The sequence below is a fragment of the Chryseobacterium oryctis genome, from assembly GCF_025971925.1.
Taxonomy (GTDB): domain Bacteria; phylum Bacteroidota; class Bacteroidia; order Flavobacteriales; family Weeksellaceae; genus Chryseobacterium; species Chryseobacterium oryctis.
In genome coordinates, this window is sequence record NZ_JAPDHV010000001.1 from 59,585 (window position 1) to 75,634 (window position 16,050).

Genomic DNA, 16,050 nt, shown 5'->3' on the forward strand with positions numbered 1-16,050 from the left:
GTAGATTTAATCAGCGGTTTGTTTTAAGAGCGATAATATTTCAATATATTTGTAAAGTATAACCAAATTGGCTATACTTTTTTTGTTTTAATACGAAATTTATGAAAAAACTTATCGGCAAACTAATGTTAAAGTTATTAGGTTGGAAAATCGTTCTTCACGGCGATGCAGACAATCTGAACAGATGCATTCTTGTTGTTGCACCACACACACACAATCTCGAATATATTTTAGGAAATTTCTCTTATTGGGCTTTAGAAAAACCTCTTAAAATCATTATTAAAGATGCGCACACAAAAGCCTGGTACGGAAGTGTGGTAAAAGGTTTAGGCGGAATAGGTATAGACAGAAGCCAAAAAAATGATTTAGTAAATTTTGTTGCCAATCAGTTTACCAAAGAAGATTTCAGCTTGGTTATCACACCTGAAGGAACAAGAAGCTGGGTTCCGAAATGGAGAAAAGGGTTTTATCACATGGCTTTAGCAGCAAAAGTTCCTATTGTTTTAGCAGCCGGAGATTTTAAAAGAAAAATAATTTATTTAGGATATAAAATTCCCTACGAAAGAATTGCCACTGTCCCTTTTGCTGAAATTATGAAAGAGATTCAGGATTATTATATCAAAAATGATATTCAGCCTAAAATTCCTGAAAACTGGAATCCTGATATTCTTGGAACTGATTCAGAAATTAGAAATTAAAAATCACACATTACCATTTAAAAATGTATATACAAGGTAAAACAAAAGAAGAAATTCTAGTTTTTTTAAACAGTTGGGGTGGTGAAATCACTTTAGCAAAAAATTTAGAAATAAAATTCGTTGATATAGATTTAGATAACGAAACTTTGACTGCAACAATGCCTGTTCAGCCAAAAGTACATCAACCATTCGGAATTTTACACGGTGGTGCAAGTTGTGTTTTGGCAGAAACTATGGGCTCTAGCCTGTCTAATATTTTCATTGATGGCGAAAAATATTATGGAGTTGGAACGAATATCAATTCAAACCATTTAAGAAGTAAAAAAGACGGAATTGTAACTGCTGTTGCAAGATTCATCAGGAAAGGCAAAACAATGCATGTTTCTGAAATTGAAATCCGTGATGAAAAAAGTCAATTAATCAATCACACCACAATGACAAACAATATACTTTTAAAGTAAATTTCATAAAATATAAAAGACTCAAGTTTTTGAGTCTTTTTTTACATTCTACTGCAACCTTTTTATTTTTTTTCATCTTATATAAAGAAACTCTTAAATTTATATATTATGAAAAAATATTTACTTCTTTTACTATGGTCTATCTTATTCATTACACTTTCCTGTCGTGATAATGATGAAAGCCTTGAGGAAAAAAATCAAATTAATTTTCAGTTAATAGGAAAAGGTAATTTAATGGGAAATTATCTAGCACAGCAAAATACAGTCATTACAAACTCAGCACAATGGACCAATCTCCTGAACCAATTAGACAGTTCGAATAATATTTCTGACAGTTTTACAGAAACGAATATTAATTTCAATCTGTTCATGGTAGTTGTAGTAATTGATGAGGTTTATCCAAACGGAGGACATTCTATTGATATCATGACGGTTGATGAAAATTCTCAAAACATTGAAGTTGATGTAGAAAAACTGCTTCAGGGTAACGTAACAACAGTTGTCACACAACCCTATCATATAGTAAAAATTCCTAAACTCTTAAAACCTGTACTATTTAATTAAAATCCACTGCAACCTTTTTACATTTCCAAATCTTATAAGAAAAAGAACCATGAGAAATTTAATTTTACCTTTTATCTTGTTACTAACATTTGTATTTTCTTGTAGAGAAAATAGTAACGATGATGTACTTGAGAAGAAAAACCCATCGTATGATGTGTATATAGCAGGAACAGAAAATAACAAAGCTTGCTATTGGAAAAACACTATTAAAACTGAGCTTACTAATGGTGACAATATAAACACAATGGACATTAAAGTAGAGAATAATGATGTATACGTTACCGGAGTTTTAATAACAAATACAACAGATAATGGAATACAATATTTTTGGAAAAACAATATAAGAACTGATGTCAAACAATACCTTAGTATTCCAAATAATGTTCAGTATGATATCAATTCTTTCACAATTAATAATGGAGATGTATATTTTGCCGGTTATGTTGAAAATCCTGCTGCAACAAATACTTTGGATAGATTTGAACTTTGTTATTGGAAAAATGGTGTAAAAACTATACTTTATAAGAGTCAATATATTTCTACAGTAAAAAGTATCCTTGTAGATGGTTCGGATGTATATGTTTCCGTAACAAAAGTCGACAACAATCAGAATGCTGAGAAAGGCTATTATAAGAATACAGTCTTCAATTCAATCTCAACAACACATCTTGTATTTAATTTTATTAAAAATAACAATGGAATACATTTGCTTATTTTTAAAAACAACGCATACTACTCTTTTAATATAAATTCAAATACAGAAACAATACTTGGAGGTTATATTCTTCCTGTAATAAGTGGAAAATTGATAAGTGATAAATTAACTAATGATCTATATATGATATATAACGATGGTGGAGAATATTATAAAAATACAACATTAGTCACTCCAAACTCTTATCAATTGCCTTATATTAAGGACTTGTTTGTCTTAGGTAATAATATTTACATGATAAAATACAAATTTGAGTTAGGATATAATGCAAAAGTACTTATCAATGGTGTAGCCTCTCAAGACATAAGTGGTACATTTCAGAATGGAAACCCATATTATACTGGAACATTCAATTCAATTTATGTAGTAGAAAACTAAAAAACATCAAAAATCTGCAACCTTTTTATTTACTTGCATCTTACTATTATAATTAATCTTCTATGAAAAAAAAATTACCTTTTTTATTTATATTTATAATCTTAATTTCCTGTAGACAAAACAATGAAGAAAATTTAGAAAAAAACACCAATGCAATAGATTTATATGTTGCAGGAGCTGAGAATAATAAAGCATGCTACTGGAAAAACAATCAACAAAACTATCTTTCAGGAGGTGATGATATAATTTCGGCAAATATCACTTTTGAAAACAATAATATTTATCTTACAGGATATAATCAGTTTACAGATGATTTAAAGTTTTTTTGGAAAAACAATGTAAAATATGATATAAGACAATATTTAAATATTTCTTCTAATTTATATTTAAAAATCAGCAATTTTACTGTAAAAAACAATGATATCTACTTTACTGGTGTTGTGGAAAATCCATCTCCAGCAACATCAAATGATAAATACGAGCATTCTTATTGGAAAAATGGGGTAAAAACAGTTTTAAACAAATCAGCGAACAAAAATGACGAAGATTTCAGAGTAGGTTCTATTTGCATATACAATTCTAAAGTATATACAATTGGAAGAAAAACAATAAACAATGTTTTGTATGACGGATATTATGAAGGAATTATTTTCCACGAAATTATACCTGTCTTAAACTCTTCACTGGATAGAATTTGTAATTTAGCAACAAACGATAACAATCTTTATGTTTCAGGTCAAAAAAATGGGTTAGCTTTTTATAAAAATCTCTTAACTGGTATTGAAACTCAGCCTAGTCAAACTTCACAATTATTTTCTTTTCCTACTATAATTCTTAACGGGAATGATGTTTACACAGTACAATACCAGGGATATTATAAAAACAATGGCACTTATACTCCCATCACCATCGATCCTGATTACCAATTATGTTCAAAGATGATTATTCTCAATCAAAACTTCTATACAATCAGAATATTTGATTCTAATTACACAGGTGGAAAAGTTTATATAAACAACGTTCAAGTCATGCATCTTCCTGCTGCACAATTAGGAGTCAAACAAGTATTAACAGATCTTTTTGTAAAAAATAATTAAACCTCAAAAATCTGCAACCTTTTTATTTATTTGAATCTTATAAGAAAATAATAATTATGAAAAATCTTATTTTACCATTTATCTTATTACTCACATTTATGTTTTCTTGCAGGGAAAATAATATTGATGAAATACTTGAACAAAAATTGAATTCAGTAGATGTATATATTGCAGGAAAAGAAAATAATACTGCTTGCTATTGGAAAAATAATATTAAAACAAACTTAACTAATGGAACAGGAATAACCGCAAGAAAAATTATTGTTGAGAATAATGATGTTTACGTTTTTGGTACAAGTGATGTAACTCCATCTAATTTTTATCTTTGGAAAAATAATGTAAAAATAAACATTAACCAGTATATAGGAACGAATTTAAATACAACAAATCCAGCAGATGATTTTCACAACATTGATGATTTTCTAATAAATCAAGGGAATATTTATCTTTTGGGATATGTACGAAGTCCTATTATCTCAGTACCACCAAGCGGAACTCAATCGTATACGCGTGAGCTTTGTTATTGGAAAAACGGAATAAAAACAGTATTATTCACTGAAGATCCTTCTTTTTCTTCACCTTTTATTACTACAAGAAATTTTACAATTCATAATGGAGATGTATATATTCCCATCAATAAAGGACTTAATAAAATCGTAGATCCTCCATACGAGGTAGGTTATTTTGTAAACAGTACTTATCATATGGTTTCGTCTTATTCTGACCAAAAAAGTTTTAGACACATTTCAAAAGGCTCAAACGGTGTATATTTATCAATGTATGATAACAATACAGGTAATACATACTATAGAAATCTTATAACTAATACCAATAATTATTTTTCTCAAACGATAAAAGGGAAATTTAATCTTGACGGAAATGATATTTATGACTTCAGCAACGGGGAACATTTCTTTAAAAATGACATCAATACTCCCCTCATCTATGTCTCAGGATTTAATCATATTGAAGACTTAACAGCACTTAATCAAAATGTTTATCAAATTAGATCTAAATCTATTAATGATAAGAAAGATTCTTATAAAGTTTACATCAACAATACCGAGGTTCTGCATATTAGCTCCGTAAATGGATTATTTACTTCAGTCTTCGCCAAACAAAACTAATTAAATGTCAAAACTCAACTGGCAAAAGATATACAGTGATTACTCCCCAAAACTTTTGGGGATTTGTCGCAGATACATACAGGATATTTACACCGCTGAAGATATTATACAAGAAAGTTTTATCACTGCAATCCAAAAAAGCAATCAACTTGAAGATGAAAAAGCACTCTTTAGTTGGCTAAAAAAAATTGTAGTGAATAATGCTTTACAGTATTTACGTAAAAATAATAAAGATATTTTCATAACAACAGAACCTTCAGAACTTCCAGATACATTTTCAGAGATGGAACCAACTTCTTTAGACAGCAAAAAACACATTCTCATATATGATTTTACGAGGGAAGAACTTCTCTTATCTATCGATAACCTTCCTACTCATCATAAATCTGTTTTCAATCTATATTTCATTGAAAATTATTCTCACGCGGAAATTTCAACGGCATTAGGAATATCTGTCAATACTTCAAAATCTCATTTAATGAGAGCCAAAAAATTTATTCAAAATTATTTACTAAAGAATGTAGTTAAGCCAAATACTCCCAAGAAAAAAACATCACAACTTCTTGTCTTTTTCGGATTTGGCGGATTACTTTGGGCACAAACATTTCAAAGCAAATTTTCAAACTTTACAATTTCGCCTTCCAAAACCTTAGAAATCCCTTTGGATATTAAAACGAGTAATGTATCTTTTTCAAATCAAATATTGAAAAATAAAATTATTATCGGAGCTACTTTTTTAGCAATTATCATTATCTCCATCTTTTTATTAAGTCCAAAAAATTCTTTTTTCAAAAGAAATAATTCAACATTTTCACAGGACTCAGTAAAAGAAAATGCAAATAATAAAACCGAAAATAAGCTTGAGGAACAAGAAAAAAAATCTATTATAAATTCAAAAGACAGTTTTATTAATCCAAATCAAACAACTGATACTAATAAAAATTTTCCAGAAATAGAAACTTTACCAGAAAAGGACGTTCTAAACACTAAGAAAAATTCAAAAAAAATAATTCTCAAGGACTCCATAAAAGAAGTTCCACAAAAAATAATTGTAGTTAAGAAGATCATTCAGAGAGATACTATATTTATAGAACAATAAAACTAATCAGAACCATGCTATTAAGAAGAATAATTTTCTTTTTCTCCGTTATCTTACTAAATTTCTCTTTTGCACAAAAAAGAAAAAAATTAGATACTGTTTATGTATATGAAAAAGTTACTATCTATGACACTATTTATTTAGAAAAACCTTTAAAATTAAAATCAAATAATTATATTTTTTCTCCATCAAAAATAATTGCGAAGGAAATCAAAGACATCTATAAGGAAAATATTGAAAAAAAAGAAATTGAAGAATTAGTCCGAAAAAAAATAAATAATAGATTTCAATATGGCATTGAAGCCGGATTTGGCTTCAAAAATACCAATTGGGGAGGAGAACTATTTCGAAAGAAACAACAATTTGGCGAACACATTGGTGCTTGGATTTCTAAAAGTCTTTCCTTTACACCCAATCTATCTTTACAATTTTCTGCAGATGTTTATCGCTGGAGCTCAACTTTCGACCTTGACGGAACAAAAGAAGATACTTTCTTAAACGGATTTTACTTTACAGAAGATAATCAGCCTTTATTATTTCAAAGGTTTAATAATAAACATTTCGAATATGCTCTACAATTAAAATTATTATACGAATGGAAAAACATACGACCATTTACAGGGGTTTTAGCAAATCATAGTGCATACAAAATGCAGTTTTTAGTTCCCGAAGATAACGTTTTGGATAAACTTGATGATTTTAAAAACAAAGAGATTAATATAGGATTCTCACTAGGAGTTCAATACATTTTTTTAAAACGCTTTATTGTTTCTATTGAATATCAACAGTATAAAATGAAGAATATTTCGTTAAAAAACAGCAATTTTGATTTTGACATTTTTAAGACTAATAATAACTTTGCGGAACGAAAAATCAATTTTGGAATATCTTATATTATATCCAAATAGAGGTTTTCTAAAACAACTATAAGTAATGATTTATTTCAAATTTCCATTCGACGAAAAGCTATATTCTGTAGACAAAAAAAACAATCAAAAAGCAATTAACTTTTATTCTTTTGACGGTATAAAACAAGTTAGTTTTGATGGAAATATTGTTGAAATAAATTCCGAAGATTTTCAAAAAACTGATTTCAACTCTTTACCTGAAGATAAAAATGGATTTATCCCTGAAACAAAAGAAGAATACCTGAATAAGATTGAAAAAGTAATTGAGATTATTAAACAAAATAATCTCCCAAAAATGGTATATTCCAGAAGAAAAATTTTCTCAGATTTTAATGAAATTGATTTAAAAGAAAGCTTTTCTAATTTATGTAAATCGTATCCAAATGCTTTCAGATATATCTTTATTGACGGTGAAAATTCCTGGATGGGAGCTTTTTCTGAAGTTTTAGGAAAATTCAATAAAATAACTCATGAGTTTGAAACAATGAGCCTCGCAGGAACACTTCCTGTTTCAGAAAATTGGTCTGAAAAAGAAATTGAAGAACAAAAACCAGTCTCCTCTTATATTCGAAATATTTTAAATAATTATTCAGAAAACATTTATGAATCTGAAACTCGCGACCATATTTCGGGAAATATTAAACACTTAAGAACAGATTTTAAAACAAAGATAAATGTAAAAGATGTGGATAAAATAATTCTCGATTTGCATCCTACACCCGCTGTTTGCGGAATTCCGAAAGAGTTCTGCAAAGAAAATATTGAAAAGCTGGAGAAATTCTCACGAGAATTATATGCCGGATATATTAAAATTGAAACAGAAGAAAGCATCCAATATTTCGTAAATCTACGTTGTGCCAAGTTATATAAAAAATCCGTTCATTTGTTTGTAGGAGGAGGAATTACAGCTCAAAGCAATCCTGAGAAAGAATGGACTGAAACTGAATTGAAATCTGAGGCTGTTTTAAAGAACCTCAAAATTATCAAATAATCATTTTCTAATTCTTTCTATTTTCTATTTTAAGTTAAATTAGCATTTTAGATTTAAAGAAAACATTATTTCACAAATAAAAACACAACATAAACAACAAAATATTAGTAGACTTGTATTTTTTAGCACAGTATTTGATATTTCAGTATCTATCAAGAAAAAATTTCAATCATGTATACTGTTCTATTATTAATACTTTTACTGTTACTGCTCATCTACATATTATATATTAATTTTGAAAAACAGTATGCGGGAAATTTCCCAAAACTTTTTCAGTCCCCTTACAAAAACACTAACAATATAGCACACCAGAGAATTTATATTAATAGTTTCATTTTACAAAAAGGTCAACAGACTAAAATAACACAAGAAAAAACTGTCAGTACTATTTCTAAAGAAGTTGTGGAAAAAATACTTAATGAACTTGATATTTTTGAAAACAACGGTGAATATCTTACAAAAGGTATTACACTTGGAAATCTTGCAAGAAAAATCAATACAAACACGGCTTACTTATCAGAGGTTATTAATATTTATAAAGGGAAAAATTTCACTTCCTATCTAAATGATTTGCGTGTAGATTATGCTATTCATAGATTTTCTGAAGATAAAAAATTTCGTTCATACAAGCTGACTGTTATCGCAGAAGAGCTTGGATACAACAACGAACAAGCTTTTTCGACAGCATTCAAGAAGAGAACAGGAAATAGCCTTTCAATTTATTTAAAGGAAATAAACTAAAAAACTTACTTATAAAACAAAAAGACCTCTTTCAAATGAAAGAGGTTTTATATGTATTAAATCTAATTAATGTTATTTCTTTTTTACTCCAATTTTACTCCATGTATCCATAACAAAAAGTAAAATAAGACCAATAACCGCAGAAGCGATCGAGAAAACGAATTTCAAGTTATCTTCTGAAAGAATATCAGATTGCCAATCTAAAGCATAAAGATTAATTGCTATAAAAACGATGAACAGTACTAAAAATACTTTATAAAACTTCTGCATAACACTTAAAAATTAATGTAATTCTGCACCAATTGAGCAAAATTAGCGGTAAATAATTTAATTGAAATTGCTAAAAGAATAATCCCGAAAACTTTTTGCAAGATAGACAATGTTGCTTCTCCCATTTTCTTTTCCAACCATTTAGCAGATTTCAGCACCAAATATACGAAAATTGTATTGAGAACGATTCCAAAAATGATATTAATATCATGAAATTCAGCTCTCAGAGACAACGTTGTAGTCAAAGTACCAGCACCTGCTACCAATGGAAAAGCAATCGGAACAATAGAGGCAGACCTCGCCTCAGAAGTTTTATTGATTTCAATTCCCAAAATCATTTCGATAGCAATAATAAAAATAACGAATGCCCCCGCAATCGCAAAAGAATTTACATCAACTCCTATTAATTTAAGAATTTTATTTCCTACAAATAAGAAAACAATCATGATTGCTCCTGCGGTAATAGAAGCTCTTCCAGCTTCAATTTGCCCAAATTTTTGCTGTAAACTAACTACAATAGGAACAGACCCAATAATGTCAATTACCGCAAATAGAACCATAAAACAGGTAACAATTTCTTTTATTGAAAAATCGTTGAAAACTTCCATACCTCTATAAATTAAGAATTTCGCAAAAATATGAAAATAAAATAATTATTTGCTAATTTTAGAATATAAATTAACAATATCGTTTAAAAGCTCACTTAGGCCTTCAGAAGACTTTACAGGAGCAAACTTTTCAATTTGAATTTTTTGTAATAGATTTCTGTATTCGTCAGCGACGGTTGCTCCTTTGTAATTTTCAAGAAAAACTTTAAAATCTTTATCTGAGCTCTGGAAATACTGGCTTCTTACTTCAGAATCAAGTTCTTCTACAGTTACAAAGAATTTATCGTAATCTTCTTTACTCTTTAAACTTTCAAGATAACTAAAATAATCTGAAATGTCAGTTTTTAACCTTTCTCTAATCTCATTTTCAGTTTCAGCAACTGAACCTAAGGATGGTCTCAAAGATGTATTTTCCTTAACTATAATACGTTTTTTTTGCCAATTTTTAAATAAAAGATACGCAATAAATAAACCTGAAAGAATACCAATATTTACTATTAAGACATTCCAGTTAAATTTATTTTTTTCTTTTACTTTAAACGATGTTGTCTTTAAAACCGGAGTATTTACAGTTTCTAAAAAGTTATTTGTATACTCATTTACTTTTTCAACTGCAGTGCGTGATTCTAAAATTTGATCATGAGAAAAAGCATTTAAGTCTAAAATTTCATGTCCTAAATCAACATATTCTTTATTTGTAGGATTGAAGAAAGCAAACTGTTCTGTCTTAATAGCAATTTCACCGGCTTTTTTAGGAATTACAATATAGTTAGCTAGAATTTCACCTTTAATTCCGGTAGTTCCCGGTTTCACTCTAGAGGTAATTTTTGGAGCATAGAAGTCATAATCCGGAGAAGACTCAAGCCCAGGTAAATGCATATCCGACAAATTACCTTCTCCTGTTACTTTTACCACTACATTAATAGGTTTTTTAACCTCAACTTTCTCTTTTGAAGCATTATAAATACTTACATTAAAATCACCTACAGCATTTTTAAAATATTCAGGAGAACCTTCCGGTAATTTTCTTACATTAAGTTTTACTTTATTAGAGAGAATTTTACTTTTATTAGCATAAGAACTTACAGAAGCTGAAACTGCAGGAACTTCAACATACCCAGCTTCGTTAGGAAAAATCATAAATACTGCTAAAATCTGAGAAGACATATTTCCAGAAGGGTTAATTTCAGATTTTGCAAAACTTACGGGGTGTACATTGATATTATCCTGTTTAGGAAGATGGATATTTTTCACTTTTCTGAAATTATCCATATTTTTAGAATAAGCTCTCAATACAGCAATAGTAGGCTGATCCTGATAAATATCTCTATCTTCAATTTCCATTCCAAGATAAAGATCATTAATAATATTATTTGCAACAGATTTTTTCTCTATATCCCTTACATTAATATCAAATGGTTCTGTTTTATAAATTTTATTATTAACAGTAACCAAAACCGAACCTATTTTGATTTTACCTTTATGCTTTGGTTCTAGAGCAATTCTTGATACTTTTTGGCTAACGACTGTATTAGTTTCTGGATCTACGAAAGTATTGGTAACAGAACCGCTACCAATCATATTAAACTTTGACAAATCTGGAAGCTGAAATCCTGTTTGCTGAACCAAATCCCCACCGTTCATCTCCAACACAATGGTAAGATTTACAATTTCTTTGCCTTTATAGTCATTTTTATCTGCTTCTAGGGAAAGGCTTACCTGTCCGTAAGAAATTACAGAAGACAGAAGTAATAATATGTAAATCAATTTGTGCTGCATCACCAATCTTTCTCGTTGCTCTCAGGCATCGAATAAGAATTTTTATTTAAAATTCTTCTGGCGGTTTCTCTTTCTTTATCGCTTACTTTATTTAAAATTGCGTTTTCAAGATCTTTAGGCATTTTGCCCTCATTATTCTGATTTTGATTAGGCTCATTTCCTTGTTGACTTTCACCTTGGTTTTGCTTTCCATTACCCTGATCTTGGTTTTTATCTTTAGGATCACCTTTTTTATCATCATTCTGTTTTTGGTCTTTGCCACCGCCTCCTTTTCCTGAGTTATTTTGTTGGTCTTTCTTTTGTTTATTTTCTTTTTCCTTCAATTTAGCAATTTCGTAATTTTTTCTTGTTGCTTCGTTGCGAGGATCTTGTTTAAGGGATTGCTTATAATAATTTGCAGCTTCTTCAGGTTGATTCAACTGCATATATGCATTACCCATATTATGAAGAGCAGCTGCTTTATCAGGGAGTGTTTGAGCTAATTTTTGAGCTCTCTCAAATTCTGTTTTAGCCTCTTCATATTTTTTGCTTTTGTATAATGCATTACCCAAATTATAATGAGCCGTAAATTCTTTTCTATTAGATTTTATAGCTTCATAATATTTAGCAGATGCCCCATCATAATCTTTACCTTCAAATTTTTGGTTTCCCTCAAATACTAATGTACGATAGTTCTCCTGCCCAAATAAAACATTTGAGAAAGAAAAAATGAACATTAACGATAAAAATATGATTTTATTATTCATACACTGCAAAATTATTTCTTTATTTGTTAAGAAATATTTTTTATTTGTTAAAATTCGGTTAAAATACTTCATTAAAACCGAAATAAACAAGCATTAATATTAAACATTAAAGTCTCTTTTTGGATTAATAAGAAAAATTAAAAAGAAAAAGAAAATCGACACAGCCAAAAAGTATTGATAATAATGATTGGCATTTTGAGATTTCACCAAAGTTTCAGATGAAGATTGTTTCTTATTTAACGCATCAATTATTTTATTTGGAGCCTCATTAACATTATTTCCATCTATATAACTTCCTCCTGTTGCATCTGCCATTTTCTTCAAAGCTTCAGTTTGTCTTTTAGATATAACAGTTTGTCCACTCATATCTGTTTTATAGCCCATCAGTTGTCCAAAAACATATTCCGGAACAGGAGCCCCTTCATCAGAACCTATTCCAACCGAAGTTACCATTATCCCTTCTTTCTTAGCTAATTTTATAGCAGCATTATCATTACTTTCATTATCTTCCCCGTCACTTAACAATACTATTTTTTTGGAATCTTTATTTACATTTTTGAATTTATCGGCTGCTGCTTGCATTGCCTTCAAAAAATCTGTCCCTTGTATCTGCATCGAGTTGGTTTCAATTGCTCCAATGTAGGTTTCTGCAGAACTATAATCTGTCGTCAAAGGCATGATTGATGTAGCTCCTCCTGCAAAAATGATAATTCCCACTTTATCATTCTTCAATTTCTGCATGGTATTTATCATCAAATTTTTTGCTTCTACCAATCGACTTGGTTCAATATCTTCAGCATTCATTGAATTTGAAACATCCAATACGAAAATTACATTATTTAGTTTCTGATTGGTCTTAATTTCTTCCGAACCATTCAATAAATCTATAATCGAAAAAATTAAAAATAAAGTTCCTAATAAATATAGTGAAGGAAAAAATTTTGTAAACCAAGATCTTTTTTCAAATAATTCTTCGTGAAACTTAGAATCCGCAAAAACACCCCTTTTTCTTTTTTTCCATTTTAAATAACGAATCAAAAGAAAAGACAACAGCGGCAAAAGCAACAGCAATAATAAGTACCAATAATTCCCTAAATACCAATCTGTTACCATTAACTTAAAATTTTATATAAAACCCATCTCAATAAAGCATCAAAAATCAACATTCCTAATGCTATCCAAAGGAAAATTTTAAAATATTCCTGATAATTATATAGTTTAGAAACCTTTACATCAGATTTTTCCAATTGATTGATTTCATTGTATACTTCCTCAAGACTACTATTTGATGTCGCTCTAAAGTATTTCCCGCCTGTCATCTGGGCAACTTCTCTTAAAATAGGCTCATCTATTGTCACCTCAGTCTCTGTGAAAACTAAGTCTCCAAAAATATCGGTCTGAGTTGGCATTAAAGCGTAACCATTCGTTCCAATACCGATAGAATATACTTTTATTCCGTTATTTTTTGCCAATTCTGCGGCAACTTGAGGAGGCATGGCATTTTCGATTGTATTTACACCATCAGTCATTAAAATAATGATTTTACTCTTTGCTTTGCTATTTCTAAGGTGATTTACCGCAACAGAAAGTCCTTCTCCAATTGCAGTTCCCGGCTGAAGTTCCAACGGATTAAGATTTTTAAGTTCCTCAATAACAACCTGATGATCAGAAGTTACAGGAACTTTAGTAAAAGCCTCTCCCGAGTATGTAACTAGTCCTAATCTGTCATTCGGACGTTTGTCTACAAATTTTATAGCTATATCTTTAAGAGCCGTTAAACGATCTGGTGACAAATCTTTAGCAAGCATACTCAGCGAAACATCCACAGAAAGCATAATATCAATACCTTTTGTATCATCCCTATCTTGAGAAATGGTAAAAGTTCGAGGTCGTGCCATTGCTATGATAAGTGCAGAAAGTATAATGTACTTCGATATTTTCAATAAAAAAAGTACAGGTAAAATTCCGCTACCGGTATTCATATTTTTTACCGTAGGAACTTTTATTCCTTTTCTTTTCTGCTTATTTATATCCCTAAAAAAAAGTGGGATAAACAATAGAAAAAGAGCTAAAAACCAAGGACTATAAAACTCAAAATTAAACATCCTTTCTCAAGTTTTCAAATTCCAGATCTTTGGAAGATCTTTTTACAAAATCTTTGATATCTGCCAAATCTTTTTCCATTGTATCTTTATCAGGAAAAGTTTTGGCAAATTTCACCAAATCTCCCCTTAAAAATACATCTTCTACCACTTTTTCGTTTTCTAGAGAAATTGTATTATTCTTTTTCATTAAATCTATCAAATCATCCGTTAATAAAACATCGGCAGGTAAACGATATTGCTTTGTAATGAAACTACGGGAAATATCAATCAATTCAACATAAAACGAACGATAATTTCCTGCTTCAATATATTTTTTCTTTTTAAGAGAATCTAATTCTTTCAATGTTTGATTGGTTGCCACAACAGGTGAGTTTTTTGCCTTTCTCCCCCACTTCAGGAACATAATAATAGCGATAATCAAAGCAATAAGTGCAATTGCAGCTAAGATATAAAACTTGTAAAGCTCCCAATAATCTGTTACTTCAAGTTTCACTTCTTTATTTTTCATGATATCATTAATCGTATCTCCTTTTTGAGCCGTATTAATAACATCTACTTCGTAAGGAATTGTTTTTAAAACTTTACTTCCGACCTTAAACTCCAATTCCGGAATCGTAAATTTTCCTTCCTCGTATACCGCAAACTCTATTCTTCTGTAATATATATCAGGATTTTGAGCGATACTGTCTTTTATTTCTTCAAAATGAAAAGGCAACAATTCATTTTGAGGAGCTGCAGAAACTTTTTCATCACGAAGATTATTAATCGTCACAACGAAACTGTTCACTTCTCCCAAAGCAATGGTTTTCTTCTCGATTGTAGAAGAAAGTATCTGTGCAAAAGCATTTGTACAGATTATAAAACAAAATATAAATAGTAATTTTTTCAACTTTTCAATTATTTCTTTTGAAAATAATTATACAATAATTTTGAATAATCTTCGCCTGTATTAATGTTCATGAAACTTGCAGAACTATTGGCAAAATCTTCTTCCAAAGCTCTCATTTTCTTCTTTTGCACTTCTGCAAAAGTATATCTCCATCTTGCACTGGATGTATTTGCCCAAACTTGCCTTCCTGTTTCTGCATCATATAATAAAGTATAACCTACATCCGGAATTTCATTGTCTTTCTCATCATAAATCCTCATTCCCAAAAGTTGGTGTTTTTTAGATGTTACTCTCAACATTTTAGAGTCATATTCATCTTCAAAATCAGAGAATAGAAAAACTAAAGATTTTCTTTTAAAAATACCCATCATATATTCCAGTGCTTTATCAATTTTAGATTCTGCAGGAACATAATCTGCCGTGAGAATATTACTTATAATAGAAAGAATATGCTTTCTTCCCTTTTGAGGCGGAATAACTTTGTAAACTTTATCTGCAAATAAAATCAGTCCCACTTTATCGTTGTTTCCAGCAGCTGAAAATCCCAAACTTGCAGCAATCTCAGCAACATATTCTCTTTTCAACTGAACTTTCGTTCCGTAATCCATCGAAGCAGAAATATCTACCAACAACATCATCGTGAGCTCTCTCTCCTCCTCCATTACTTTTACGAATGGTTCACGGAATCGAGCTGTTTTATTCCAGTCGATTCTACGAATTTCATCACCAAATTGATACGGACGGACTTCCGAAAAAGTCATTCCCTGACCTTTAAAAGCACTGTGATATTGTCCCATTAAAGAAGCCTCCGTTTTCTTTCGAGTACGGATTTCTATTTGCTTTACTTTTTTTACAATATCTTTTATTTGCATAA

At 29.8% G+C, this 16,050-nt stretch carries 18 protein-coding genes; 10 read left to right on the plus strand and 8 right to left on the minus strand.

Going from position 1 to position 16,050, the window contains the following annotated elements:
* Positions 1 to 101 precede the first annotated feature (101 nt).
* The 10 genes from OH806_RS00295 (at position 102) to OH806_RS00340 (ending at position 8,779) form a co-directional block, all read left to right on the plus strand.
* Positions 102 to 698: a 1-acyl-sn-glycerol-3-phosphate acyltransferase gene (locus tag OH806_RS00295; RefSeq protein ID WP_264741692.1), complete on the plus strand. Its 597-nt coding sequence runs from the start codon at positions 102 to 104 to the stop codon at positions 696 to 698.
* A gap of 29 nt (positions 699 to 727) precedes the next feature.
* The gene (locus OH806_RS00300) at positions 728 to 1,159 is read left to right on the plus strand and encodes a PaaI family thioesterase (RefSeq protein WP_264742316.1); all 432 of its coding nucleotides are present in this window, start codon (positions 728 to 730) and stop codon (positions 1,157 to 1,159) included.
* 108 nt (positions 1,160 to 1,267) lie between these two features.
* Complete coding sequence (locus OH806_RS00305) at positions 1,268 to 1,723, plus strand: protease complex subunit PrcB family protein (protein ID WP_264741693.1); 456 nt, start codon at positions 1,268 to 1,270, stop codon at positions 1,721 to 1,723.
* Between the two features lie 49 nt (positions 1,724 to 1,772).
* Positions 1,773 to 2,816 carry a hypothetical protein gene (locus tag OH806_RS00310; protein WP_264741694.1) on the plus strand — a complete coding sequence of 348 codons (1,044 nt, stop codon included), beginning with the start codon at positions 1,773 to 1,775 and terminating at the stop codon, positions 2,814 to 2,816.
* A gap of 62 nt (positions 2,817 to 2,878) precedes the next feature.
* Complete coding sequence (locus OH806_RS00315; RefSeq protein ID WP_264741695.1) at positions 2,879 to 3,913, plus strand: hypothetical protein; 1,035 nt, start codon at positions 2,879 to 2,881, stop codon at positions 3,911 to 3,913.
* Between the two features lie 56 nt (positions 3,914 to 3,969).
* On the plus strand, positions 3,970 to 5,040 hold the full coding sequence (locus tag OH806_RS00320; protein ID WP_264741696.1) for a hypothetical protein: 1,071 nt from the start codon (positions 3,970 to 3,972) through the stop codon (positions 5,038 to 5,040).
* A gap of 4 nt (positions 5,041 to 5,044) precedes the next feature.
* Positions 5,045 to 6,139 (plus strand): RNA polymerase sigma factor, encoded by a 1,095-nt coding sequence (locus tag OH806_RS00325; protein WP_264741697.1) that lies wholly within the window; start codon positions 5,045 to 5,047, stop codon positions 6,137 to 6,139.
* A 14-nt stretch (positions 6,140 to 6,153) separates the two neighbouring features.
* Positions 6,154 to 7,047 carry a hypothetical protein gene (locus tag OH806_RS00330; protein ID WP_264741698.1) on the plus strand — a complete coding sequence of 298 codons (894 nt, stop codon included), beginning with the start codon at positions 6,154 to 6,156 and terminating at the stop codon, positions 7,045 to 7,047.
* A gap of 25 nt (positions 7,048 to 7,072) precedes the next feature.
* Positions 7,073 to 8,038 (plus strand): chorismate-binding protein, encoded by a 966-nt coding sequence (locus OH806_RS00335; RefSeq protein ID WP_264741699.1) that lies wholly within the window; start codon positions 7,073 to 7,075, stop codon positions 8,036 to 8,038.
* Positions 8,039 to 8,209: 171 nt separating this feature from the next.
* A complete protein-coding gene (locus OH806_RS00340) occupies positions 8,210 to 8,779 on the plus strand; it encodes a helix-turn-helix domain-containing protein (RefSeq protein ID WP_264741700.1) in 570 nt (189 codons plus the stop codon).
* Positions 8,780 to 8,851: 72 nt separating this feature from the next.
* On the opposite strand, the gene OH806_RS00345 is transcribed toward OH806_RS00340, so the two are convergent.
* The 8 genes from OH806_RS00345 to OH806_RS00380 all read right to left on the minus strand — a co-directional run bounded on the left by OH806_RS00345 (position 8,852) and on the right by OH806_RS00380 (position 16,048).
* Positions 8,852 to 9,049 carry a hypothetical protein gene (locus tag OH806_RS00345; protein WP_264741701.1) on the minus strand — a complete coding sequence of 66 codons (198 nt, stop codon included), beginning with the start codon at positions 9,047 to 9,049 and terminating at the stop codon, positions 8,852 to 8,854.
* Between the two features lie 5 nt (positions 9,050 to 9,054).
* Complete coding sequence (locus tag OH806_RS00350) at positions 9,055 to 9,657, minus strand: MarC family protein (RefSeq protein ID WP_264741702.1); 603 nt, start codon at positions 9,655 to 9,657, stop codon at positions 9,055 to 9,057.
* A gap of 45 nt (positions 9,658 to 9,702) precedes the next feature.
* Entirely contained in the window at positions 9,703 to 11,424 is a 1,722-nt protein-coding gene (locus tag OH806_RS00355) for a BatD family protein (protein ID WP_264741703.1), read from the minus strand.
* 11 nt (positions 11,425 to 11,435) lie between these two features.
* Positions 11,436 to 12,182 carry a tetratricopeptide repeat protein gene (locus tag OH806_RS00360; RefSeq protein ID WP_264741704.1) on the minus strand — a complete coding sequence of 249 codons (747 nt, stop codon included), beginning with the start codon at positions 12,180 to 12,182 and terminating at the stop codon, positions 11,436 to 11,438.
* 99 nt (positions 12,183 to 12,281) lie between these two features.
* A complete protein-coding gene (locus OH806_RS00365) occupies positions 12,282 to 13,295 on the minus strand; it encodes a vWA domain-containing protein (RefSeq protein ID WP_264741705.1) in 1,014 nt (337 codons plus the stop codon).
* A complete protein-coding gene (locus tag OH806_RS00370) occupies positions 13,295 to 14,287 on the minus strand; it encodes a VWA domain-containing protein (RefSeq protein WP_264741706.1) in 993 nt (330 codons plus the stop codon). Before OH806_RS00370 ends, OH806_RS00365 begins: the two co-directional genes overlap by 1 nt.
* The gene (locus tag OH806_RS00375) at positions 14,280 to 15,176 is read right to left on the minus strand and encodes a BatD family protein (protein ID WP_264741707.1); all 897 of its coding nucleotides are present in this window, start codon (positions 15,174 to 15,176) and stop codon (positions 14,280 to 14,282) included. Before OH806_RS00375 ends, OH806_RS00370 begins: the two co-directional genes overlap by 8 nt.
* An 8-nt stretch (positions 15,177 to 15,184) precedes the next feature.
* Positions 15,185 to 16,048: a DUF58 domain-containing protein gene (locus OH806_RS00380; RefSeq protein WP_264741708.1), complete on the minus strand. Its 864-nt coding sequence runs from the start codon at positions 16,046 to 16,048 to the stop codon at positions 15,185 to 15,187.
* Between the last annotated feature and the right edge of the window lie 2 nt (positions 16,049 to 16,050).